General features: G+C 40.3%; 14 protein-coding genes, 2 tRNA genes and 3 rRNA genes. 14 read left to right on the forward strand and 5 right to left on the reverse strand.

Annotation, left to right across the window (positions count from 1 at the left end):
• Positions 1–81: 81 nt before the first annotated feature.
• The 3 genes from ABVM50_RS06060 (at position 82) to ABVM50_RS06070 (ending at position 3,997) form a co-directional block, all read left to right on the forward strand.
• Positions 82–621, forward strand: coding sequence for a DUF3347 domain-containing protein (locus ABVM50_RS06060; protein ID WP_405200414.1), 540 nt, complete (start codon positions 82–84; stop codon positions 619–621).
• A 207-nt stretch (positions 622–828) separates the two neighbouring features.
• Positions 829–1,149 carry a four-helix bundle copper-binding protein gene (locus tag ABVM50_RS06065; RefSeq protein WP_405200415.1) on the forward strand — a complete coding sequence of 107 codons (321 nt, stop codon included), beginning with the start codon at positions 829–831 and terminating at the stop codon, positions 1,147–1,149.
• A 112-nt stretch (positions 1,150–1,261) separates the two neighbouring features.
• The gene (locus ABVM50_RS06070; RefSeq protein WP_405200416.1) at positions 1,262–3,997 is read left to right on the forward strand and encodes a heavy metal translocating P-type ATPase; all 2,736 of its coding nucleotides are present in this window, start codon (positions 1,262–1,264) and stop codon (positions 3,995–3,997) included.
• Between the two features lie 69 nt (positions 3,998–4,066).
• On the opposite strand, the gene ABVM50_RS06075 is transcribed toward ABVM50_RS06070, so the two are convergent.
• Both ABVM50_RS06075 and ABVM50_RS06080 read right to left on the reverse strand, forming a co-directional pair.
• Entirely contained in the window at positions 4,067–4,492 is a 426-nt protein-coding gene (locus ABVM50_RS06075; RefSeq protein WP_405200417.1) for a hypothetical protein, read from the reverse strand.
• Positions 4,493–4,601: 109 nt separating this feature from the next.
• Positions 4,602–7,094, reverse strand: coding sequence for a zinc-dependent metalloprotease (locus ABVM50_RS06080; protein WP_405200418.1), 2,493 nt, complete (start codon positions 7,092–7,094; stop codon positions 4,602–4,604).
• A gap of 210 nt (positions 7,095–7,304) precedes the next feature.
• Here ABVM50_RS06080 and ABVM50_RS06085 point away from each other — a divergent pair, with 210 nt between their 5' ends.
• Positions 7,305–7,511 carry a hypothetical protein gene (locus tag ABVM50_RS06085; protein WP_405200419.1) on the forward strand — a complete coding sequence of 69 codons (207 nt, stop codon included), beginning with the start codon at positions 7,305–7,307 and terminating at the stop codon, positions 7,509–7,511.
• A 72-nt stretch (positions 7,512–7,583) separates the two neighbouring features.
• On the opposite strand, the gene lysS is transcribed toward ABVM50_RS06085, so the two are convergent.
• Positions 7,584–9,275: a lysine--tRNA ligase gene (gene lysS, locus ABVM50_RS06090; RefSeq protein WP_322301881.1), complete on the reverse strand. Its 1,692-nt coding sequence runs from the start codon at positions 9,273–9,275 to the stop codon at positions 7,584–7,586.
• 120 nt (positions 9,276–9,395) lie between these two features.
• Between lysS and ABVM50_RS06095 the strand changes: the two genes are divergently transcribed.
• Both ABVM50_RS06095 and lipB read left to right on the forward strand, forming a co-directional pair.
• On the forward strand, positions 9,396–9,554 hold the full coding sequence (locus ABVM50_RS06095; RefSeq protein WP_084509746.1) for a YqaE/Pmp3 family membrane protein: 159 nt from the start codon (positions 9,396–9,398) through the stop codon (positions 9,552–9,554).
• Positions 9,555–9,557: 3 nt separating this feature from the next.
• Complete coding sequence (gene lipB, locus ABVM50_RS06100; protein WP_405200420.1) at positions 9,558–10,256, forward strand: lipoyl(octanoyl) transferase LipB; 699 nt, start codon at positions 9,558–9,560, stop codon at positions 10,254–10,256.
• 2 nt (positions 10,257–10,258) lie between these two features.
• Here the strand turns inward: lipB and ABVM50_RS06105 are convergent, their stop codons facing one another.
• Both ABVM50_RS06105 and ABVM50_RS06110 read right to left on the reverse strand, forming a co-directional pair.
• A complete protein-coding gene (locus ABVM50_RS06105; RefSeq protein ID WP_405200421.1) occupies positions 10,259–12,634 on the reverse strand; it encodes a hypothetical protein in 2,376 nt (791 codons plus the stop codon).
• Positions 12,635–12,665: 31 nt separating this feature from the next.
• The gene (locus tag ABVM50_RS06110; RefSeq protein WP_405200422.1) at positions 12,666–13,262 is read right to left on the reverse strand and encodes a ribonuclease HII; all 597 of its coding nucleotides are present in this window, start codon (positions 13,260–13,262) and stop codon (positions 12,666–12,668) included.
• A 170-nt stretch (positions 13,263–13,432) separates the two neighbouring features.
• On the opposite strand from ABVM50_RS06110, the gene ABVM50_RS06115 reads away from it, so the two are divergent.
• From ABVM50_RS06115 to rrf, 8 genes are all read left to right on the forward strand, one after another.
• Positions 13,433–16,504 carry a SusC/RagA family TonB-linked outer membrane protein gene (locus ABVM50_RS06115; protein ID WP_405200423.1) on the forward strand — a complete coding sequence of 1,024 codons (3,072 nt, stop codon included), beginning with the start codon at positions 13,433–13,435 and terminating at the stop codon, positions 16,502–16,504.
• 6 nt (positions 16,505–16,510) lie between these two features.
• Positions 16,511–17,929, forward strand: coding sequence for a RagB/SusD family nutrient uptake outer membrane protein (locus tag ABVM50_RS06120; protein WP_405200424.1), 1,419 nt, complete (start codon positions 16,511–16,513; stop codon positions 17,927–17,929).
• Positions 17,930–18,042: 113 nt separating this feature from the next.
• A complete protein-coding gene (locus tag ABVM50_RS06125; RefSeq protein ID WP_405200425.1) occupies positions 18,043–19,938 on the forward strand; it encodes a putative porin in 1,896 nt (631 codons plus the stop codon).
• Between the two features lie 843 nt (positions 19,939–20,781).
• Positions 20,782–22,311, forward strand: a 16S ribosomal RNA gene (locus ABVM50_RS06130).
• Between the two features lie 98 nt (positions 22,312–22,409).
• Positions 22,410–22,483, forward strand: a tRNA-Ile gene (locus ABVM50_RS06135).
• A 122-nt stretch (positions 22,484–22,605) separates the two neighbouring features.
• Positions 22,606–22,679 (forward strand) — tRNA-Ala (locus tag ABVM50_RS06140).
• A 233-nt stretch (positions 22,680–22,912) separates the two neighbouring features.
• A 23S ribosomal RNA gene (locus ABVM50_RS06145) occupies positions 22,913–25,746 on the forward strand.
• A gap of 157 nt (positions 25,747–25,903) precedes the next feature.
• Positions 25,904–26,013: ribosomal RNA gene (rrf, locus tag ABVM50_RS06150) — 5S ribosomal RNA — on the forward strand.
• The 16S, 23S and 5S rRNA genes sit together here with 2 tRNA genes alongside, the layout of an rRNA operon.
• Positions 26,014–26,359 lie beyond the last annotated feature (346 nt).

Here is a 26,359-nt window from a genome sequence, read left to right on the forward strand (position 1 = left end):
TTGAGGCAATTTAAGAGCTCTTTAGAACTTTTTAGGGTCTCAGCTGGATTCAAATCTTTAATTTTGTTCAAAACTTTAAAGATGAAAATAAAATATATCATTTTAGGATTAGCGGTAATTACCGGTCTAGGAATTTCGTCCTGTGGGAATGCTGAAAAGAAATCTGAAAACGAATCTACTTCTGAAGTTTTAATAGATACTGAAGAAGATATGGAGGAAGTGCAGGCAGAATTTGAAAACGATTCTGTGGCAAAAGTATACGAAGGCTACCTTGAATTAAAGGACGCACTGGTTCAAACTGATGCATCAGCAGCGGCAGAAGCGGCATCGAATTTACAATCTAAACTGAATGCAATGGGTAGCGATGTTGCCACGATCGCTGAAACTATTGCAACTTCAGATGATGTGAATATTCAAAGGGAGAAATTCTCAGAACTAACTGCGGCAATGGACACTGTGTTGAAAAATGCGATTTCCGGAGGTAAGATTTTCAAACAGTATTGCCCAATGGCTTTTGAAGGTAAAGGAGATTACTGGTATTCATCTTCAGAAAAAATTAGAAATCCCTACTACGGTGATAAAATGCTAAAATGTGGCCGTGTTGAAGAGACCATTCAGTAAATACTATACTAGCCAGGTTGTATTTAGTTTTTAAGCTACCAGGTTTCAGAAAATTTTAGACCAGTTGCGGTGGTACATCCTAAAAGTTCTTAATCTATGGCTACGGAAGTTAAAAAGCTTTAAAACTGAAAGAACTTAGCAAAATTTTAAAAGTCATCATGATATTTCCTTGGTAAATTGAGTTTCAACCTTAAAAATCAATTGATTATGAGAAATGAGAAACTTATTAGCGCACTTGGAAATTGTATCAACCACTGTAACTATTGTGCAGATGCCTGTCTGGACGAGGAGAATGTCAAAATGATGAAAGATTGCATCAGGACAGATCGAGTTTGTGCAGAAGTGTGTTCTACATTAAACCAAGTACTTGCGACTAATTACCAGGATGTACAGGGCTTAGTTGATTATTGTAAGAAAGTTTGCCAGGCTTGTGCAGATGAGTGCGGAAAGCATGAACACAAGCATTGTCAGGATTGTGCGAAAGCATGCCGGGAATGCGTAGAAGCCTGTGAAGCTTACGCAGCATAAATTTTAAAGTTCTGTATAACGCAGAGCTTTTTTTAATTTCTGAAAGTTATTCGCATAGGTTTGAAACTCACTTGAGACAACTAGCTTTATTTTTGCAGATTAATGATGCCTTATGAAAAGAACTTATAGAATTACGGGGATGAGCTGTAATGGTTGTCGCCAACATGTAGAAGAAACTCTGGCAGCGATCGAAGCTGTGGATCATGTGGAAGTTAATTTGCAGAATGAAACTGCGATGATAACGGCAGAACAGGATCTTAATATTTCAGTACTGAGAAATAAACTGGAGTCCGACGGCGGAAATTATGGTATCGAGGAATTCCAAACGACTGATGATGGAAAGATCGTTGAAAAGTATGATGTTCATGGAATGACCTGTAATGGTTGTAAGATGCACGTTCAAAAAGCACTTGGGGATCTTGATAAAATTGATTCTGCGGAAGTAGATCTTCATAATAAAGAAGCAATTCTTGAAATGAAAGAAGCAGTTTCGCTGAAGGAATTACAAAATGCACTTGAAGAAGCAGGAGGGAACTATACGATTCATATGCCTGGTACAGAGAAACCAGTTGAAAGTAATAAAGAAGTCAAAAAATCTGCTGAAAACGGGAAGGGTGTCTGGTATTGTCCCATGCATTGTGAGGGTGATAAAACCTACGATAAACCTGGTGATTGTCCGGTTTGTGGGATGGACCTCGTTGAGGAGGTAAATACAAATCAAAAATCGGTTGAATTTACTTGCCCAATGCATCCCGAAGTAAGCAAAGATGAACCTGGCGATTGTCCAATTTGTGGGATGGATCTTGTGCCCAAGCAACCGGAACCTTCAGCCGAAGAAAAAGGTTATAAAAAACTACTTCGCAAATTCTGGATCGCCATAGGGTTTACACTCCCAATTTTCATTATTGCCATGTCAGACATGGTTCCGAATAATACCTTACAAAGCTGGTTTGATGCGCAAACCTGGAACTGGATCCAGTTTGGATTATCTCTTCCGGTAGTATTTTATGCGTGTTGGATGTTCTTCCAGCGTGCCTGGAGGTCTATCGTAACGTGGAACCTCAATATGTTTACACTCATTGGAATTGGAGCAGGAGTAGCCTGGATCTTTAGCGTTTTTGGAATGCTGGTGCCAGATTTCTTTCCTGCACAGTTCAGAACAGAATCAGGTACTGTACATGTCTATTTTGAAGCTGCCACCGTCATCCTGACTTTGGTATTAATGGGACAGGTGCTGGAAGCCAGGGCACATAGCAAAACCAATTCGGCTATCAAGGAATTATTGAAGCTGCAACCAAATACTGCGCTTAGAATCAGGAATGGTAAAGAAGAGAAAATCTCCACCAACAAGATTGAAAAAGGTGATCTTTTAAAGATTAAACCGGGAGATAAGATACCTGTAGATGGTAAGATTTCTGAAGGAGAAAGCAGTATCGACGAATCGATGATCTCCGGTGAACCTGTGCCTGTACATAAAATGAAGGGTGATGAAGTTCGCTCCGGGACGATCAATGGAAATCAATCCTTTGTAATGAAGGCTGAAAAAGTTGGGGATGATACTTTGCTTGCCCAGATCATCAAAATGGTGAATGAAGCCAGTAGATCCCAGGCGCCAATTCAGAAATTAGCAGATAAAATTTCAGGATATTTTGTTCCAGTAGTGGTCATAATTTCAGTGATCACATTTGTAGTCTGGTCAATCTTTGGACCGGAACCTCAAATGGTTTACGCGCTCGTAAATGCAATTGCGGTCTTGATCATCGCCTGCCCATGCGCACTTGGTCTGGCAACTCCAATGTCTGTTATGGTTGGTATTGGACGTGGTGCCGGTAACGGAATCTTAATAAAAAACGCAAAATCTCTGGAACGACTCAACAAGGTCGATACGCTCATAATCGATAAGACCGGAACCCTAACAGAAGGTAAGCCAAGTGTGGACAAAGTAGTTTCTGTTTCTTCGGAATATACTTCAGGAAGACTAACAGCAATTATTGCGAGTCTGAACACGAACAGTGAACATCCATTAGCACAGGCGACTGTAGACTATGCGGAAAAACATGAAATAGAACTTTTAAAAACTTCAGATTTTAAGTCGGAAACAGGGAAGGGAGTTACGGGAACATTAGAGCAAAGCAAAGTCTTGATAGGTAACAAAGTTCTTATGGATTCCAGCAATATTGAAATTTCCACAGATCTTGCTGCCAGTGTTTCCGAAGAACAACAAAGAGGGAATACGGTAAGTTATGTAGCTATAGATGCTGCAGCGAAAGGTTATGTAGTACTGACCGATAAGATCAAGGAAGGAACAAAAAAAGTGATCTCAGATCTGCAAGATCACGGAATCGATGTGATCATGATTTCAGGGGATCATGAGAATACCGCGGCTGCAGTGGCCAATGAGATTGGAATTAAAAATTATAAAGCTGGAATGTTACCTCAAAATAAACTGGAAGAGGTTGAAAAACTGCAGAAAAGTGGAAAAGTTGTGGCAGTAGCAGGAGACGGGATCAATGATGCACCGGCACTTGCCAAAGCAGATGTGGGAATTGCCATGGGAACCGGGACAGATGTAGCTATAGAAAGCGCTGCTCTTACGCTGGTTAATGGTGATCTAAGAAGTATAAGAAAGGCGATTCTACTTAGTCAGAAAGTAATGAGGAACATCAAGGAAAATCTCTTTTTCGCACTTATTTACAATACTGTAGGTGTCCCTATCGCGGCTGGTGTGCTTTATCCACTATTCGGAATTTTACTTTCACCAATGATCGCTGCCCTGGCGATGAGCTTTAGTAGTTTTTCAGTAATAGCGAATGCGTTGAGGTTGAAAACTGCAGATCTGAAGGACTAAAAATAAAAACGGGATCTATTCAGATCCCTTTTTTTCAACTAACTAACACTTAACTTAACACCTAAATTTTTAGTTTCGAATTCTGCCATTTCCAGATCTTCTACCTTTACGTCTTTTTTCCTGTAGTTGTTCCCATTTCTGGAATTGCTCAGCAGTAAGAATTTTTTGAAGCTCTGTTTTCATTTCTTCAGATTCGTTCTCTCGTTTTTCACGCATTTCTTCACGCTTCTCTTTCATCTCCTCACGCTTTTCCATCATTTCAGCACGTTTTTCAGCGTTTTCTTCTCGACCTTCCTTCATGTTCTCCATTCTGGTCATATAAAGCGTTTTAAGCTTCATTTCCTGATCTTCATTAAGATCTAGCTGCATAGCCAGTCTTTTTGCACTAAGCGTCGCCATTTCTTCACTACTTAGATCCTTACGGCCTTCTCCTCTTTCCTGCGCGAACGTACTTAAGCCAAGCGCAAGAAATAATACGGTGATCATCTTTTTCATCTTCAAAATTTTAAGTTATACAAATAAGACCCTCTTTTTTAAAAAAGGTTTAAATAAAAAAAGGCAGGATTCAAACATCCTGCCTTTTCTGTATCATTTGAATAAAAATCTATTTCATCGGGTTAAGGATGAGGTCAATTCTTTTCAATAAATCCTGCTTATGATAGCGCGTTAGTGTATCTCCAGAATTTGCTGTATTTCTAAGCTGTCTCTGTAGCGTAGTAAGTTCACCACGAACAACTGGTCGAATGTCACTTTGAGCAACATTTACATTACTTCTGGTAACCCAGCTTCTGTAACGTGCAGGAATCTCATCCTGCTCTTCAGTCATTAATTCACCCATCTTTTCAACGTAAGCACGTTGCAGGTTTCTACGGTAACGATCTATAGATCTTCCATTGTAAACCTCACTCCATAGTCCTTTTCTAAGATCGGTCATCATATCCAGTAAAGAATAAGCATCTTTTCCATTGATCTCCTCGTTTTCCATTAATCTCGCCATTCTTCCGAAGTCAAGAAGGTTATTCAGAGTTCTTTGCTGCATTCCACGAATTCTTTCAATGTTACCGTCAAATTCGATCTTATTGAAAATATCCTGGTTGATCATCCATTCCGGAGTAGTGAATAATTGCTCTTGAAGGAATTCCATCGCTCTTTCCTGCTTTTCAGCATCTACATGAGTATAAACTGCACCTTCCTGATCGTAGGTTTTGTAATATTCATACACCCCACCAATATTAGCGGTCACGTGACCCATATATCGATTGTATTGTGAAAGAACCTGACCATAAAGATCATCAAGATCATCGTAATCCTTACCATCTTCAGCTGTCCACTCGATCAATTTAGGAACAATTCTCTTCAGGTTTTTGATTCCGTATTCACTGGCAAGCATCGCGTCATCACCAAGATCTTCAGTTTGAGAACTTGGATCTATTACGCCACTTTGCTGTCTTCCGAAGCGATATTTAGCATCTCCTGCATGTTTCAGGATCCACTGGTCAAGAATTTCTTTTTCTTCCTTTCCTTCTTTGTCAAGAATTGGTCTGTAACCCCACTCGATCGCATACTTATCGTATGGCCCGATCTCTGGCATCAACGCTACATCACCATCTTCTGGTTGTGCTATATAGTTGAAACGAGCATAATCCATAATAGATGGAGCTGTTCCAAATTCTTTCGTGAATTCTGGGTCTCTAAGGTCCTCTACAGCGTAAGCGACACTACTTCCCATGTTATGAGGTAAACCTAACGTATGTCCAACTTCATGAGAAGAAACAAAACGAATAAGTCTTCCCATTACTTCATCCTTGAAAGCAACTCCCTGTGCATCTTCATTGATGGCAGCAGTTTGAACGAAGAACCAGTTTCTAAGAAGAGTCATTACATTGTGATACCAGTTGATATCTGACTCAAGAATTTCTCCCGAACGTGGATCACTTACGTGAGGTCCGTTTGCGTTTGGAATTGGAGAAGCAAGGTATCTAACTGTAGAATATCTTACATCTTCAGGACTCCAGTCCGGATCTTCTTCTACTGTTGGAGCATCTTTGGCAATAATGGCATTTTTGAAACCTGCTGCTTCAAAAGCAACCTGCCAGTCTTCGATTCCCTGCTTGATAAATGGAACCCATTGCTCTGGAGTTGCGCGGTCGATATAGTAAACGATCTGTTCTTTTGGTTCAACCAGTTCCCCATTTTTGAACTTCTCGATATCCTCATCTTTAACTTCAAGTCTCCAGCGGTCAAGATATTCTACCGTTTCACTTTTTTGAGCTGCAAGACCATAATCTGTTTGTTCTGTAGTGAACCATCCAACACGCTCATCAAAATATCTTCTTTCCATTGGAACTTCTGGAAGTAAGATCATCGAGTTACTGAATTCTAAAGAAATAGAACCAAGACTCTCATTAGATGGTGGATCACCAGCATTATAAGTCTTTACATGTCTAATTTCGATATTTTCAGGGTAAGATCTAATTGTATCGATATAAGATCTGTTGTCATCTAAGCGGGAAACTTTGTACTGTTTCCTGGTTCTTTCGGGCAATCCTAGCGCCTGTACATCTTTGGTATAAAGATCTGTAACATCGATGACAGTGGACTTAGAGATACTGTCTTTTCCTACAGTCTTGATATCAAAAGATTCAACGATAGGCTCAAAGTTAGAGTTTACTACCGCCTCGTGTACTGGAAGAGAATCTGCAGCATAGATATCATAAGATACTACTCTTAGTAGTACCTTATTACCTTTTTTCTGCCATCTGTGAACCTGAGTATTTTGTTTTCCACCACCAAAACCAATTCCATTTGCAGTCTTAGCGATTCTTGTAACGGTAAGCATTTCGCGGTTAAAAAGGCTGTCTGGAATTTCGTAGAAGTACTTTTCATCAACCTTATGAACGGTGAACAGACCTTCGTCTGATTTCGCATCCTTGGTGATCACCTTTGCGTAAGGCTTCATTCCATCTTTATCCTTCTTGGATTCTTCAGATGAAGCAGTTTTAGCATCCTTATTATCCTGTTTCTGAAAAACAGCACAACTGGATACCGATAACGAAAGGGCGATAAGCATAAGCTTAAAGCTCTGATTCTTAATCATAAATAGTTTGTTTTTAGTTAATAAGTTGAGCAGAAAGTAAAGATCTCATATTCGTGAATAGGGTAAACCTTTAGCCTTCCGCAGTTTTAGGACTAGCAAATTCCTGAAAGGTTTAAAATTAAGTTAAAAGAATTTATAGTACTGGAGGAATCAAATTTAATAGCTGTTTTGCTATATTTAATTGATTTCAGAACTAAAACAACTCAAATTATGGAAGAAATAGTAAAAATGGTCTCAGAAAAAGCCGGAATCTCTGAATCTCAGGCAAAAATTGCAGTACAGGTGGTTTCTGGAATTTTAAAGGACAGAATGCCTGAAACTATGTCGAAACATCTTGATTCTTACCTAAAAGGTGATGGAGATGCTGGAAATATTAGCGATATGGCTGGGAAGCTTGGTGGAATGTTCGGAAAATAGGAACTTCTGGAGTATCCAATATCAAAAAAAAGAGGCTGAAAAGCCTCTTTTTTTTAAATATGATTTTCAGATCTAAGCAATCTTAATGCTAAGAACTTCACCTTCTTTATACACTTCTATCATTTTATGCTTCCGAAGAGATTTTAAGGCTTTATCCCATTTCTTATTGCTTAATCCACTTTTCTCTTTTACTAAATTCATATCATGAACCTGGTCATCCTTCAATAAAGTATACACCGACTTTTCCTCTTCCGATAGTTCGACCTGTTTCTTTTCAGGTTTCATTTGAGGGAAAAATAATACTTCCTGTATCGACTGGTTGTTGGTTAAGAACATGATCAACCTGTCCATCCCGATTCCAAGTCCGGATGTTGGAGGCATTCCATATTCCAGTGCGCGAAGAAAATCATTATCGATAAACATCGCTTCATCATCTCCTTTTTCTGATAGTTTCAATTGCTCTTCAAAGCGTTCTCTCTGGTCGATAGGGTCGTTTAACTCGGAGTATGCATTTGCGATCTCCTTACCACAAACCATTAATTCAAAACGTTCTGTAAGCTCGGGGTTATCGCGGTGAGTCTTACAAAGCGGACTCATCTCCTTAGGATAATCTGTGATGAAAGTTGGCTGTATAAAGTTTCCTTCACACTTCTCTCCAAAGATCTCATCGATCAGTTTTCCTTTACCCATAGTTTCGTCTACATCGATGCCCATTTTAGTGGCTGCCTCATATAGCTCTTTTTCAGATTTCCCGGTAATATCAAAATCAGTAAACTGTTTGATAGCATCCGTCATCGTAACCCGTTTGTACGGAGCTTTGAAATCTACGTTATGCTTTCCGAAGGTAGCTTCAGTTTTACCATTCACCGCCATGGCGCAATGCTCGAGCAGGTTTTCGGTAAATTCCATCATCCAATTATAATCCTTATAAGCCACGTAAATTTCCATTGCCGTGAATTCAGGATTGTGAGTTCTATCCATCCCTTCATTTCTGAAGTTTTTAGAAAACTCATATACACCATCAAATCCACCAACGATCAATCTTTTAAGATATAGCTCGTTTGCAATTCTTAAATACAATGGAATGTCCAGGGCGTTGTGATGCGAAACAAAAGGTTTTGCAGCTGCTCCACCTGGAATTGGCTGAAGTATTGGAGTTTCAACTTCAAAATATCCTTTATCATTGAAGAAGTTACGCATAGCGTTGAAAAGTTTCGTACGCTTTACAAAAACCTCTTTCACCTTAGGATTTACCGCAAGATCTGCGTAACGCTGTCTATAGCGGTGTTCAGGATCTGTAAAACCATCGTAGGTATTCCCGTCTTTATCTGTTTTTGGAAGTGGAAGTGGTCGCAATGACTTACTCAACAGGTGAAAATCTTTTACCATGACGGTCATTTCTCCTACCTGAGTTTTGAATAACTCTCCCTCAATTCCTATAAAATCGCCAATATCAAGCCATTTTTTATAGAAATCATTGTATTTCGCTTTATCATCACCAGTACAAATTTCGTCACGGTTAAAATACACCTGTATCTTACCATTAGAGTCCTGAAGTTCAGCAAAAGATGCTTTCCCCTGGATCCTTCTTGACATAAGTCTTCCTGCGATCACCACCTTTTTACCTTCAGCAAATTCTTCCTTGATCTTTGTGGTAGTATGATCTACCGGAAAAAGATCGGCTGGATAAGGATTAATTCCGGCTTTGCGTATCGCCGATAATTTCTCACGTCTAATTTGTTCCTGTTCTGATAACTGCTGCATATAATTTTTTTTATGCATTCAACAAAAATGCGGATGCAAATATAGTGACTATCAGCCTGCCATACAATGCAATTAAAAGCCGAAATAATAATTCTATCTTTGCCTCTATAATTAGTGAAAATGAGTATTTGGAGAGTAATTCTATCAGTATTATTTCCCCCGCTGGCAGTTTATGATCGCGGTTGTGGTTCAATTTTAATCGTGCTAATACTTACGCTGCTGGGATGGGTTCCCGGAGTAATTGCTGCGCTCATTATATTAAACAATCCCAAGTCTTAAACTATGAATAAGGAAGTTGAAGTTAGAAATCTGGGCAGCAGGGATTATAAGGAAACCTGGGATTACCAGGAGCAACTGTTTAAGGATACTCTGGATCAAAAGATCAGGAACCGAAGGCAGAATGAAAATATCGCTACCCGAAATTATTTGCTGTTGGTGGAGCATCCTCATGTTTACACTTTAGGAAAAAGCGGCGATCATACCAATCTTCTTTTGTCTGAAGAGCAATTGCAGAAAAAGAATGCAAGTTTTTATAAGATCAATAGAGGAGGGGATATTACCTATCATGGGCCGGGACAGATTGTAGGTTACCCCATTCTTGACCTCGATAATTTCTTTACTGATATTCATAAATACCTGAGATTTCTTGAAGAGATGGTGATTCTGACTCTAGCTGAATATGGAATAAAATCTGAAAGAAGCCCTGGAGAAACCGGTGTCTGGCTGGATGTGGGAACTCCGTTCGCGAGAAAGATTTGCGCTATGGGTGTTAGAGCTAGCAGATGGGTAACCATGCATGGTTTTGCTCTGAACGTCAACGCAGATCTTGGCTATTTTGATCATATTATTCCCTGCGGAATTAAGGACAAAGCCGTAACTTCTTTGAATGTAGAGCTAGGTCAGAAAGAAGTGGATATGACTGAAGTTCAGCAAAAATTGATGAAACATTTCAGTCAGTTATTCGAAGCGGAGTTGGTTTAAGATTATAGTTTATACAGTAGGATCTCATTATCGCCACCTTTTACGATCATCTCCAGGCGTTTATCCAGATCTGCATTTGCAAGATCAACTTCAGAAGTTCCATATACTGGAAAGCCGGGAAGTAATTCAGCATTATCCTTAAATACATAGACCTTCTTCGCCTGGGTGTCGGTAATACTTACATAAGTTTTGCGTCCGATTTGAAATAACTGGGGATTGGTATACAACCCAAAATCAAGACTTACGCTGGAATTATTGATCATCAGTTCGTTTTCATTAAGATAGACCAGATGATTTTCAGTTGCTACCAAACGATTGTTTTCTGCAAGGTCAAGACTTTTCAAATTTACTTTTCCATTTTGATTCACCTTTATCAGGTTACCTTCAGGTTGAGTAGTGATAAAATCAGACTTATAGCCGTACCATTCGTTTTCAGAAGTATTAAAATTATTCGCGATAGGAACACGAATGCTACCCTGCCGACTCAGGATCTGTAATCTACCTGATTCTTCCTGAACCAGGATATAATCTTTGTTCCCAAGGCGAATATGCTTTGGCGCTTTGATTATGGTGCTTTTTGTTCCGTCGAAATCAAATCCTTTAATACTATTACCTTTTGGTCCAAGCATGTAGACTTTATTATTCTGGGTGAGCACAAACCTGTATTTCCTGTTTTTATCGTAATCAAATACTGCCAGAGGCTGCGTTAGCGGATCATTAAACTTTTTAGGAAACGGTTTTACATCGCGGCCTTTGCGATCCAACACTTCAAGTTGAAAGCCGGTGGAAAAAGCAAGTTGTTTATTGCCGTTTTTAAAGAGATCTACTTCGTGCACTTCTCCTGAAATTTGACTATCCAATTGTTTGGACCAGAACATGCTGCCTTTGTTGGAAAAAAGGCTGAGTTGATTCCCCGTGTCCTCCACAAGAATATCCATCTGGTCTGTTTCATGATTCCGGAAGAACTGGAGAATTCCAGCTATAGGTTGGCTGGTGGTAATTGTAGCGATCTGTTCAGCGCCTTTGGAAAGTCGGTCTGCCTCCGTTGGTTCTGCGATAATACCGTGTAGATGATCATATTTTTCTTCTGAAATCACCTGAAATGCAGCCAGGCTACCTTTTTTGAAGTCGGATTCTTTAGCGATCCCCAATTCCTTCGCGGCGGAAATATTCGTAATTGCAAGCATGCTTGATTCTGATGATAGCGAATTCATCATTCTAACGTATTGAGGGTTTTCTGATAGCGTTTTGCTATTTTGAAAATTGACGATTGACTCTTTGAGAACGGAGATCTCTTCAGAGGCAATTATAAAATGATCAATGACTATAAAGTATCCTGAACTTAGATTAACTTCAGAATTTAGCAACAATTCCGGCATAGCAAAACTTCCCTTATAAATATCTATTTCCCGGAATCGTTCACTAAGCTCATAATCGTGGAACAGTAGGTTTTTAACTAGTTCGGTATCAATTGCATTCCAAATATGGACATTTCCGGTTTTAAGCTTGATGCTTGAAATATCACTTACTTTATCCAGAAAGTCCAGATTAGCGGTTGTATCCTTGCTTTGAAGTTTAAGCCCTGAACTCATAGAAACTATAGAAATAAAGTCTTCCGGGCAAAATCTGGCCACTTCATGTTTAAAGTCGGTTACAGGGGCAAAGTTTTTAGAGGCTTCGGAATTAGTATGTATTGAAATTCCGTTGTATACAAGTTCAGATTCATTCGCATGCAGATCCAGTACATTCCAGTTTCCTTTTTTCTTCGGAAGATCTATCTCGGAGAACATTTCAGAAAAGAACATTACATTCGTATTATCTGAATAGATCAAAGAGGTCTTTTTTGGATCTGAAGCATCCAATGCTTTCTGGAATTCCTGCGAATTAGATTTATTACTTCGCTTAACCTGAACGATGGCATGCTTACTTTTACTGAAGATGCTGAGGTTGGCTATGTCACGCTGGTAAAATTCAGAATTTTCCAGTTTCACCTTCTTATAATGAATATCTTCTTCATTAAAAGTTTCAACCTGTTTGTTTTGAATACTATCCAGCATCAGGGAAGTGGAATCTTTCTCAATGATCAAAACTGTATGTTTAGAACCTATACTATCACCATGTATATAAAGAATGGTTTCTCTTTCAGAATTGATATACTTTAAAAGATCTTTGGGTTCGTTCATTAATTCCTTCAGCTCTCCACTGTTAAAAGTAGCTTCATGTTCCAGTAGATCTTTTTCAAGTTGATTGCTGGAAGGAGAAACGAAGATTACCTCCGCAGAATCAGGTATAAGATCTGAGTTTTTCAGATTACTATCAGAATCTTCTGCACAGGAAATAAGGAGCAGGCAGAAAATAAGACTTAGAAACTTGTTCATATATAATAGGTAGGCTTACAAAAATATAAACTTAGAATTCAATTTTCAATTGATCGGGTAGTAGTTTAAAACTTTTCCGGTGGTATTTGGTAATACCGTACTTTTCGATAGCTGCACGATGTTCCCTGGTAGGATAGCCCTTGTTCTTTATCCAATTGTACATGGGGAATTCTTCATGGATCTTTTCCATATACTCATCGCGGTGGGTTTTTGCCAGAACAGAAGCCGCTGCAATACTAAGAAATTTACCATCACCTTTAATAATGCACTCGTAGGGTATGGAGTCCAAAGGTCTAAATCTGTTTCCATCAACGATGATGCAATCTGGTTTGGTCTTTAATTTCATGATAGACCTCTGCATCGCCGTGATCGATGCATTTAATATGTTGACTTTATCAATCTCTTCCATAAAAACATGAGTCACTGCAAAATCGAAGAAATTTTCATGAATTAGATTTCTTAAAAGGTTCCTATTTTTTAGACTCAGCACCTTGGAATCATTCAAAATCTTGTTTTTAAAGTTCTTAGGTAAAATGATGGCAGCAGCAGTGACAGGCCCTGCGAGGCAGCCTCGCCCTGCTTCATCGGTTCCGGCCACCAGTTTTGATTTATCATAAGATCTGAGCATATGCATTTAAGATTGTAATCTTTTAACAAATTTACGGGTTCATGATGCAGTGAAATCCCACGTTTTCATTGAGCCTGTTAAAATTTTAATAAGTTAAAGTGTAAGTTTTTTTGGTATGTTAAGGATTTATTAGCATTTTTGACGCAGGCTAATTCAAATTTAACGAAATAATGAAAAAAAGATTACATGGATTTCTAACGCTGTTACTGGTGTTAGTCGTGCAAATTGGTTTTGCACAGGACAAAACCGTTTCAGGAACGGTTGTTGACGAAGATGGTTTGCCTCTACCTGGGGTGACTGTTCTTGAAAAAGGTACAGGTAATGGAACTCAGACTAACTTCGATGGTGTGTATACACTGGAAGTTGGAAATGGTTCTGTATTGAGTTTTAGTTACGTTGGGTTTGCACCTCAGGACATTAAAGTTGGAGCTGCAGATTCTTATGATGTAACTATGCAAACAGATGCTGATGCTCTTGCTGAGGTTGTTGTATTAGGTTATAGCACTAAAGGTGTAGAAGAAGTAACAGGATCATCTGTGCAAATTGGTGGTGATGAGATTGCTGAATCTCCAACTGTATCTGTAGAGCAAGCTTTACAAGGTAAAGTTGCTGGTGTTCAGATTTCTCAATCATCTGGAACGCCTGGTGCGATTCAGGATATTCGTATTAGAGGTATTAGCTCTATTAATGCTGATAATGATCCTCTTTACGTTATTGATGGAGTGCCAGTTTCTAACGCCAACATTTCTGGTAGTGCGAACCAAACATCTTTGAATCCATTGGCTTCTATAAACAGCCAGGATATCGCAAGTATTACTGTTTTGAAAGATGCATCTGCTACAGCAGCTTATGGTGCTCGTGGGTCTAACGGTGTAATCGTTGTGACAACTAAAAATGGTAAAAAAGGTGAAACTACATTTACTTTTAGCAGTCAGGTAGGTTTCCAGAATGATGCTTTCAACAAGCGTGAGTCTCTAACAGGAGCTCAGCGTGAAGAACTCTTAAGAGAATCTTTAAATAATGCTTACGGTGCTAATGGTACCAATGGTGATTTCGGATTTACTTTCGATAACGCTATTGATACTGCAATTGGATTCAATCTATTGTCTCCAGCTACAGCTGATTTCGATGGAACAGATTACGATTGGGATGGTAGAATCAAAAACGATGACGCTATCACTCAAAACTATACTTTGTCTGCATCCGGAGGAGATGAGCTTTCTAACTTCTACGCTTCTTTCGGTTATAACAATACTGAAGCTACAGTTATTGGAGGTGAATTTGAAAGAATCAATGGTGCTTTCTCTTACGATAGACAGTTACGGGACAATATTCAGTTAGCGACTTCGGTTAACGTATCTAATACTAAGCAGAATCCGGTTCTAGAAAATGGTACTTTCTTTTCAAACCCATTCCTTACTAGAATTTTAATGAACCCTTTCAATAATCCTAATAACTCTGACGGTTCCTTGAATATCAATCTTCCTTTTGGGTCTCTTCCAAACATTTTTTATGTACAGGAAAACAATATTACAAGAAACGCTCTAACTCGTGCGTTAGTGAATACTAAGTTGGATTGGGAGCTTTTTACTGATCTTACGTTCTCTAACAGAATTAGTTTAGATTATCAATTAAACGAATATTTTCAATACAGAAACCGTTATACTGGAGACGCAGATGATTTCAATGGTGACTCTTCTGTAAGTGATGAAAAGAACTACAACTGGGTTTACCAGGGATCTTTAAATTATGGCTTCACATTAGCAGACGATCACAACTTTGATATAACTGGTTTATTTGAGTATCAAAAGAACCAAAATAATTATCTATACGCTTATGGTCAAAATTTCCCAGTGGATGGTTTAATTCAAATCAACACAGCAAGTGCTAACTTTGATGCTGATTCCCAGTATTCAGATTGGATCAATGTATCTTACCTTGGTCTTTTAAACTATAACTATGCTGGTAAGTATGTTTTGGATGGAACTATTAGAAGAGAAGGTTCTTCCAGATTTCCTTCTGGAGAACGTTATGGTACTTTCGGTTCTGTAGGTGCTGCCTGGAATGTTCATAGAGAAGATTTCATGAATACCGACTTGTTTAATACTCTTAGGTTAAGAGCTTCTTACGGTATCACTGGTAACAACAATATTGGTATTAATTCATATCAAACCTTGCTTACATATAGCGCTAACTATGCTAATAATGGAGCAGGTTTCCCATCTCAATTCGGTAATAACGAACTTACTTGGGAAAAAGGTGAAACTTATGATTTAGGTTTTAGTTTTGGAATGTTTGATAGTAGATTGACAGGTTCTTTCTCTTATTATAATAGAAGAACTTACGACTTATTGCTTAATGTTCCATTATCTCTAACAACAGGATTTAGTTCTCAAACTCGTAATATTGGAGAAATGAAAAACTCTGGTATTGAAGCTGAGTTAGGATTCGATATTATTAGCACAAAAGATTTCAACTGGAATGTTTCTGCTAATTATGCAACTGTAGAGAACGAAGTGGAAGAACTTGCTATTGGTGCAGATGGTCAGGAACTTGATCCTAATGCTGGTAGTGTTTATACTACAACACGTAGTGGTCTTCCTGTAAATACCTGGTTCATGAGAACCTGGGCAGGTGTAGATACTGAAACTGGACTTCCAACTTGGTTTGTGAATGGTGTAGATGGAGAAGTTACCTCTAACTATAACGCTGCTCAAAGAGTAGATCAGGGTGCTAGTGCTCTTCCTACTTTTTCTGGTGGATTGGGAATGCGATTTGATTATAAAGGTTTCTTTGCTGAAGCAAATGCATACTTCCAGGGAGGTCATAAGATCTATGAGCAATATGCTCAGTTCTACTTGAGAACTAATAGTTTTACTTTAGGTACTTACAATGGGGTACAGGAATTAATGGATAGATGGCAGCAGCCTGGTGACGTGACAGACGTTCCAGCTGTAAACTATGCACAAAACAATAACTTCCATGCGACTAGTTCTAGACACCTTTATGATGGTGATTATGTAAGATTGAAAAATGTATCCTTTGGATATAACCTTCCATCTGCATGGGCTAATGAAATTGGTATTGATGGTTTGACCTTGACACTAAGAGGTACAAACATATATACTTGGGTAAAAGATGATGGTCTTAAACTTGATCCAGAAACCAGAGCTGATGGATTTACAAGATTGACTACTCCACCAGTTGAATCATATACCTTAGGTATTAACGTTAAATTTTAAGAAAAAATGAGAAAGAATTTCAAATATATTGCACTAATCGTATTGTCCCTGGGGGTCTTTACAGGATGCTCAGAGGAGGATTTAGATCCAACTTTGCAACAATCAAAGCTTCTTGAGGAAAGTGTAGGTACGATCAACGATTTACAAGTAATCCTGAATGGAGCATACAACAGAATGTCTCTGACTGATTATTATGGTAGAGATAAGATTATCTTAGGAGAGGTTTTCTCTGATAATGCTTACTCAAATGCGAACTCTAACCGTTTCGTAGCCGAGGCTAGAATGGATCTTTTACCAACTTCTGGTATCTCAGAAACCTTGTGGGCTAGGATGTATACCGTAATCGGTTCTGCTAACATTGTAATTAATGCAACAGACATTGAGATCGATCCTTTAAATGCGGAAGGTGATCAGGCAACAATCGACCAAATCAAAGGTGAAGCATACGCAATTAGAGCGTTGGCGCATTTTGATCTTCTAACTTTTTACGGACAACAGAACGTAAATGGAGGCGGAGAGAGTTCAATGGGTGTGCCTTATGTCACAACTTTTAGAGAAGAGGCGAATTTGTTTCCTGCTAGAAATACTGTAGGTGAAGTAAAGGCTTTAGCCTATTCTGATTTGGAAATGGCTCAGGACCTTATGTCAAATGGTGCTGGTAATCCGGAATTTATGAGTGAAATGGCAGCTTATGCTATAGAAGCTAGAATTGCAAATTACTTTGGTGACTGGCCTAGAGCATTAGAAGCTTCTAAATTCGTAGTTGATTCTGGAAGTTACCAGGTTCTTGAAAGTGAAGATTTTATTAGTTCTTATGAAAATGATGCTTCTGCAAACTCAATATTTGAAATTGCTGCTGCAGATAACGATAATGAAGGTATCAATGGTTTAGCTAATATTTATCAGGCAGGAGCATACGGAGATGTTGTAGTTCTTCCTAATCTTGCTGCGATCTATGAGGATGGTGATGTGAGAGGTGTTGGCGGAATTATTTCAGAATCATCTACAGGAACTTTAAGAAATACTGGTAAATACCCTTCTACAGCTCCATATGAAGATAATATTCCTGTTATTAGATATGAAGAGATGGTTTTAATCTATGCAGAGGCTTTATTGGAAACTTCGGGAGACGATTCTGGGGATGCTTTGGAATGGTTAAATATGATTCCTGAGAATCGTGGTGCTATGTCTTATGATGCAGCTTCCAAGGACAACATTTTGCTTGAAAGAAGAAAAGAACTTGCTTTTGAAGGATTTAGATTTCATGACCTTGCGAGAACTATGATGGATATTCCTAATCCAGATCCAGTTCTTCAAACGCATGAAGGTCCTGCATACGGAAGTTTCAACTTTGCACTACCGATCCCGGCTGCAGAAGTTGACGCTAACTCAAATGTATTGCAGAACGCAGGTTACGGACAATAATTTTATCTTATAATATTTAAAAAGCCGCTCATTTAGAGCGGCTTTTTTTATTCCCCAATTTCAGGGAGTTTCTTACGTTATAAATTATAAATTTGCGATACCATTATATTCGTATGTATAGAGCTTTAACCTTTTTGTTATTATTGATTTCATTTTCAGCTGTAAGTCAGGAAGACTTTGGGCAGGAATCCAAACCACAGGAAAAAGAAGATAGCATACCCCCAGTAGATCTGTATAAGATCATTTCGGTGAAGAATGATACTACTCACCTGGATACCACGCTTACCATATTAAAGGATTACAAGTTCAATTATCTTAGAAAAGATAATTTTGAGTTGTTGCCATTTTCAAATACCGGACAAACCTATAATGCTCTTAGTTACACTGTGGCTAATAGCAGATCGTTCCCTGGATTTGGAGCAGAAGCAAGGCATTATAATTTTATGGAAGTGGGTGATATCAACTATTATCAGGTTCCAACTCCATGGACTCAGCTTTATTTCAAGACTGTACCGGAACAGGGGCAGCAGCTCGATGCTTTATTTACTATCAATACTTCTAAGAACTTAAATATGTTTATTGCATATAAGGGAACGAGGGCATTAGGTAAATACCAGAATATTTTGACCAGCACCGGAAATCTTAGAATGGGGTTCTCCTATAATACCACTAATGATAGGTATCGTATAAAAGCACATTTCGTTTCTCAGGATCTAATGAATGAGGAAAATGGAGGACTTGATAGCCTTGCGGTGCTTCAATATATTGCCGAGGAAGAAGAGTTCGATGATAGATCTGTACTCGATGTCAATTATGTGGACGCTGAAAGTACTCTCTTTGGGAAGAGGTTTTTTATTGATCATGAATATCAACTAACCAATCCCAGGGATTCCACGAACAAATTAAGTGTCTCCCACATATTCGATCATAGCTATAAAAAGTTCGTCTTCAATCAGGAAACTGCGGAAAATGCTCTTTATGGTGATTCTTTTGAGGCTACTAATTTGCAAACATCTACTCGCCTATATACCACCTTTAATGAAGCAGCAGTAAATTTTGAGAATGACGTACTCGGAAAACTCTCCGTAAACGCCGGGCATACCAATTATGATTATGGATATAACGCCGTCTACATTACAGAGGAATCTGTAGTAGGCAATAAGCTTTTCGGAAATTTATTACATTTGGGTGCTACTTACGAAGAGCGTATTGGTGATTTTGATTTTAAAGCTGCTGGGCGACTCAACCTAGATGATGATTTTTCCGGTAATTTTCTAAATGTATCGGCTGGATATCAATTCGATGATGAAAATAGTATCCGTTTCGGGTTCGACCAAAATAGCAGTTTGCCTAATTTTAATTTTCTGCTCTATCAGAATGATTATATTAATTATAACTGGCAGAACGACTTCGATAATATTAGTTCGCAGAGATTATACGCCAGGCTTTCTTCTGAAAAGTATGCGAACATAAATTTTTCATTATCGCAAATTGATAACTATACATACTTCTCGGAAAATGAAAATGGGTCGGTAAAACCTTTTCAATATGATCAGCCGGTAAGACACTTAAAGCTGAAGGCGGAAAAAGAATTTGATTTTGGTCTCTTCGGAAGCTACAATACTATAATGTATCAGAATGTCCTGGAAGGAGCAGGCGTTCTAAATGTTCCAGATCTGGTTACCAGGAATTCTATATACTATAAGGACTTCTGGTTCGATAAGGCACTGTATCTTCAAACAGGTTTCACGTTTAAATACTTTACGAAGTATGAAGCGAATGCGTACGATCCCATCCTTGCAGAATTCTATGTTCAGAATGAAGAAGAGATTGGTGGTTTTCCTGTAGTAGACTATTTCTTCAATGCAAAAGTGGACAAAGCAAGGATTTTCTTTAAGTTGGAGCATTTAAATTCTCTGGTTACCGGGAACAACAATTTCTCTGCACCAGACTATCCATATACCGACTTTCTTGTAAGATTTGGCCTGGTTTGGGATCTTTTCCTGTAGTATTTGTTATACTGAATTTATCATATCAGGAGTTTGTTTGATTTTTAGTTGCTGAATTGATATAAAAATGCCGTCATCTGTTCTATTTTAAGCAGCTTTTCTCCTAAGTCTTTTCGGTTAGCATAAATCGAATATTTTCTTCGGAAAGTTATTGTGTAATTAAAATTGGGGTGTATATTTGCAGCCGCTTTGGGAGCAAGGCGTATGTTCGTTGAGAGTAGTGATGGTGGGTAATGCGGAAGGATCTGGCTTTAGAAAATTAATTTAAAATTTATTAAATTTTAGTTTGGTAGAAAGGAAAAAGTTAGTGTATATTTGCAGCCGCTTTGAGAGCAAGGCGAGAGTTCACTGAAAGGTATGTAAAGGGTAGGCTATTGTTGGTCTAAGGCAAAAAAATAAAAATTAAATTTCTTTAAATTTTATTTGGCTGGAGAGCAAAACTAGTTTTATATTTGCACCCGCTTTGAAAACGAAGCGACGTTCATAGGAAGGTTGGGAGAGTTTAAAGGTAGGAAAGCTTTAGAGAAAGAAACTAAAAATTTTATTAAAAAAGTTTTGGTTGATAAAGAAAAAGCGTTGTATATTTGCACCCGCTTTGAGAGCAAGCAAACGTTCAAAAATTACAAACTGAAATTACTAGAAACCACCGGATGGGGTGATAGAATAAGGTTCGATTCCTTAGGTTTTAACAAGACAGATTGGGAGACCAATTAAGTTCATTGATATATTGAATTGACAAAGGGTTTTATCTTTAATTAGATAGAATCAAGTGTATAAGAATTAAGACTAGAAAAGTCATACTGAGCAATTTCTTTAGTAGTTGTTGAATATATTTAAGATTTAACGATGAAGAGTTTGATCCTGGCTCAGGATGAACGCTAGCGGCAGGCCTAACACATGCAAGTCGAACGGTAACAGGGATTAGCTTGCTAATCCGCTGACGAGTGGCGCACGGGTGCGTAACGCGTATACAATCTGCCTTTAAGCGGGGAATAGCCCATGGAAACGTGGATTAATACCCCATAGTCTATAAACTTCACCTGGAGATTATAGTAAACATTTATGGCTTAAAGATGAGTATGCGTCCTATTAGTTAGTTGGTAAGGTAACGGCTTACCAAGACGGCGATAGGTAGGGGTCCTGAGAGGGAGATCCCCCACACTGGTACTGAGACACGGACCAGACTCCTACGGGAGGCAGCAGTGAGGAATATTGGACAATGGAGGCAACTCTGATCCAGCCATGCCGCGTGCAGGAAGACGGCCCTATGGGTTGTAAACTGCTTTTATACGGGAAGAACCACATCTACGTGTAGATGCTTGACGGTACCGTATGAATAAGGACCGGCTAACTCCGTGCCAGCAGCCGCGGTAATACGGAGGGTCCAAGCGTTATCCGGAATCATTGGGTTTAAAGGGTCCGTAGGCGGGATAATAAGTCAGTGGTGAAAGTCTGCAGCTCAACTGTAGAATTGCCATTGATACTGTTGTTCTTGAATTATTATGAAGTGGTTGGAATGAGTAGTGTAGCGGTGAAATGCATAGATATTACTCAGAACACCTATTGCGAAGGCAGATCACTAATAATATATTGACGCTGAGGGACGAAAGCGTAGGTAGCGAACAGGATTAGATACCCTGGTAGTCTACGCCGTAAACGATGGTTACTAGCTGTTCGGCTCGATTGAGAGCTGAGTGGTTAAGCGAAAGTGATAAGTAACCCACCTGGGGAGTACGTTCGCAAGAATGAAACTCAAAGGAATTGACGGGGGCCCGCACAAGCGGTGGAGCATGTGGTTTAATTCGATGATACGCGAGGAACCTTACCAGGGCTTAAATGCAGTTGGACAGGTCTGGAAACAGACCCTTCTTCGGACTAATTGCAAGGTGCTGCATGGTTGTCGTCAGCTCGTGCCGTGAGGTGTCAGGTTAAGTCCTATAACGAGCGCAACCCCTGTGGTTAGTTGCCAGCGAGTCATGTCGGGAACTCTAGCCAGACTGCCAGTGCAAACTGTGAGGAAGGTGGGGATGACGTCAAATCATCACGGCCCTTACGTCCTGGGCCACACACGTGCTACAATGGTAGGGACAGAGGGCAGCTACCCCGCGAGGGGATGCGAATCTTCAAACCCTATCACAGTTCGGATCGCAGTCTGCAACTCGACTGCGTGAAGCTGGAATCGCTAGTAATCGCATATCAGCCATGATGCGGTGAATACGTTCCCGGGCCTTGTACACACCGCCCGTCAAGCCATGGAAGCCGGGGGTACCTGAAGTCCGTCACCGTAAGGAGCGGCCTAGGGTAAAACTGGTAACTGGGGCTAAGTCGTAACAAGGTAGCCGTACCGGAAGGTGCGGCTGGAACACCTCCTTTCTAGAGCTTTGCATGTTTACATGCAAGCGACAATTAGTAAAGGGAAGTTCAGAGACCAATTTGGTCTTGATTCTTATGTCAATTCGATTATTATGGACAGTCTCATAGCTCAGCTGGTTAGAGCGCTACACTGATAATGTAGAGGTCGGCAGTTCGAGTCTGCCTGAGACTACTTGAAAGAGTAAGCCATCAGGTTTATAAGTTCATTTGAAACATTGAAAGGAAATTTTAGAGGTTGAGTAGCCGTTATAAGTACTGTTAACTAATAACTGGTTAGCTGGATACTAAAATAATGGGGGATTAGCTCAGCTGGCTAGAGCGCCTGCCTTGCACGCAGGAGGTCATCGGTTCGACTCCGATATTCTCCACGATTCCTAGAGATAGAGAGGGTTATAGTTTTTACAAACAACCAGGAAACATATGTTTTTAGTTTGTAGGATCATCGAGACTCTATCGTTATTACGGGAAAAAAGTTCATTGACATATTGAAGAAACAAAGAATACGAGAACACTATTAGATAGAAATATTTAATATAAGTAATACATTATAATACTTCTGTTCTAGCGTAAGTTAGAATAGATTAGAGCATTAAGCAAAGCGCATACAAGCTAGATAAGGGCGTATGGGGAATGCCTAGGCTCTCAGAGGCGAAGAAGGACGTGATAAGCTGCGAAAAGTCGTGGGGATTGGCACATACAAATTGATCCGCGAATATCCGAATGGGGCAACCCACTATATTGAAGATATAGTATCCGCAAGGAGGCGAACCCGGAGAACTGAAACATCTAAGTACCCGGAGGAAGAGAAAACAATAGTGATTGCGCTAGTAGCGGCGAGCGAACGCGCAGAAGCCCAAACCAATGAGTTTACGGACTTATTGGGGTTGTAGGACTGCAACATTGTTTGTACAATGAATTAGAACAAGTTGGAAAGCTTGGCCATAGACGGTGATAGCCCGGTATAGGAAAGTTGATATAAAGCATAGCAGTATCCTGAGTAGTGCGGGGCACGTGAAACCCTGTATGAATCCGGCGGGACCATCCGCCAAGGCTAAATACTCCTGAGAGACCGATAGTGAACCAGTACCGTGAGGGAAAGGTGAAAAGAACCCTGAATAAGGGAGTGAAATAGATCCTGAAACCATACGCTTACAAGCGGTCGGAGCCCTTTAGTGGGGTGACGGCGTGCCTTTTGCATAATGAGCCTACGAGTTACCGTTGCCAGCAAGGTTAAGCAGTTCAGCTGTGGAGCCGTAGCGAAAGCGAGTCTGAATAGGGCGCTTTAGTTGGTAGTGGTAGACGCGAAACCGTGTGATCTACCCTTGGGCAGGTTGAAGCTGTGGTAACACATAGTGGAGGACCGAACCCGTTGACGTTGAAAAGTCTTGGGATGACCTGAGGGTAGGGGTGAAAGGCCAATCAAACTCGGAAATAGCTCGTACTCCCCGAAATGCATTTAGGTGCAGCGATATAGATAGTTTTATAGAGGTAGAGCTACTGATTGGATGCGGGGGCTTCACCGCCTACCAATTCCTGACAAACTCCGAATGCTATAAAATGATTCATATCAGTGAGGGCATGGGTGCTAAGGTCCATGTCCGAGAGGGAAAGAACCCAGACCATCAGCTAAGGTCCCAAAATATATGTTAAGTTGAAGAAACGCGGTTGAACTGCCCAGACAGCTAGGATGTTGGCTTGGAAGCAGCCATTCATTTAAAGAGTGCGTAACAGCTCACTAGTCGAGCGGTTCGGCATGGATAATAATCGGGCATAAACATATTACCGAAGCTATGGACTATAGTTTACTATAGTGGTAGGGGAGCATTGTAACAGAGATGAAGGTGAGTCGCGAGGCTTGCTGGATCGGTTACAAAAGAAAATGTAGGCATAAGTAACGATAATGCGGGCGAGAAACCCGCACACCGAAAGACTAAGGTTTCCTCAGCTATGCTAATCAGCTGAGGGTTAGTCGGGACCTAAGGCGAACCCGAAAGGGGTAGTCGATGGACAAGCAGTTAATATTCTGCTACTTGCCCCACGTTAAAGCGGACGGAGGCGTAAATTTGGTGCGTACTGACGGAATAGTACGTTGAAGGGAGTGGTAACACCCCGATAGTACACAAAAGCTACGGCCGGCGTGATAATCCAGAGGAGCGACTTCCAAGAAAAGCGAGTGGAGGCAACCCGTACCCTAAACCGACACAGGTAGTTGGGATGAGAATTCTAAGGTGCTCGAGAGATTCATGGCTAAGGAACTAGGCAAAATTGGCCCGTAACTTCGGGAGAAGGGTCGCCCCCCTTATGGGGGGGCCGCAGTGAAAAGATCCAGGCGACTGTTTATCAAAAACACAGGGCTCTGCTAAATCGAAAGATGACGTATAGGGCCTGACACCTGCCCGGTGCTGGAAGGTTAAGGGGAGATGTTAGCTTCGGCGAAGCATTGAACTGAAGCCCCAGTAAACGGCGGCCGTAACTATAACGGTCCTAAGGTAGCGAAATTCCTTGTCGGGTAAGTTCCGACCTGCACGAATGGTGCAACGATCTGGATACTGTCTCAGCCATGAGCTCGGTGAAATTGTAGTATCGGTGAAGATGCCGATTACCCGCTGTGGGACGAAAAGACCCCGTGCACCTTTACTATAGCTTAGTATTGACTTTGAACAAGTGATGTGTAGGATAGGTAGGAGACTTTGAAGCTGCATCGCCAGGTGTGGTGGAGTCGTTGTTGAAATACTACCCTTTACTTGTTTAGAGCCTAACTTCCAATGGAAGGACAGTGCTTGGTGGGTAGTTTGACTGGGGTGGTCGCCTCCAAAAGAGTAACGGAGGCTTCTAAAGGTTCCCTCAGCACGCTTGGTAACCGTGCGTAGAGTGCAATGGCAAAAGGGAGCTTGACTGAGAGACATACAGGTCGATCAGGTACGAAAGTAGAGCATAGTGATCCGGTGACACCGCATGGAAGGGTCATCGCTCAAAGGATAAAAGGTACGCCGGGGATAACAGGCTGATCTCCCCCAAGAGCTCACATCGACGGGGGGGTTTGGCACCTCGATGTCGGCTCGTCACATCCTGGGGCTGGAGAAGGTCCCAAGGGTTGGGCTGTTCGCCCATTAAAGTGGCACGCGAGCTGGGTTCAGAACGTCGTGAGACAGTTCGGTCTCTATCTACAGTGGGCGTTAGAAATTTGAGTGGACCTGATCCTAGTACGAGAGGACCGGATTGGACGAACCTCTGGTGTATCTGTTGTTCCGCCAGGAGCACTGCAGAGTAGCTACGTTCGGAAGGGATAAGCGCTGAAAGCATATAAGCGCGAAACCCACCACAAGATGAGATTTCTTTAAAGGACCGTGGGAGACTACCACGTTGATAGGCTATAGGTGTAAAGGCAGTAATGTCATAGCCGAGTAGTACTAATAATCCGTAAAGCTTGATGCGCGATGGCTCTGAGGCCGCAAAACCTCAGAGCCGCCAAATGCTTATTTTATAGTTGTAGTACAGGTACTTGTAACTTTTTTGTTTCTTTAATTATGTCAACGATATTAGTTCTGAGAAATCAGAACAGTTTTAAGCTCGAAGCTTATAACTTACCTTTTAAGGTGGCTATAGCAACGGGGCTCACCTCTTCCCATCCCGAACAGAGTAGTTAAGCCCGTTAGCGCAGATGGTACTGCTGTATTGTGGGAGAGTATGTCGTCGCCTTCTTCTTAAGAACCCTTCATCATATCGATGAAGGGTTTTTTTATGCCATAAAGTCAAGGAATGGATAACCTTAGATTCCAACTACAGGATTTTAATTATGTAATTCAGCCAGCAAGTCTCTCAATATAGGTAATACAATCTAAGTAAACTGGATAGGACTACATATCCCTTTTAAAATAACGCAATTCCTCTCTGGCTATTATTATAGAATTTACAGAGTTGAAACACTGAATGCTTAAGTTGGTTTTTGAAATCTCTAATAGCTTAATAAAATAGAAGCTTTAAAGAGAATCGATTGCAAGCAACCTATATATAATACAAAAGCAGCCAGTCGGCTGCTTTTGTATTA

Source organism: Christiangramia sp. LLG6405-1 (genome assembly GCF_045055805.1).
GTDB lineage: Bacteria > Bacteroidota > Bacteroidia > Flavobacteriales > Flavobacteriaceae > Christiangramia.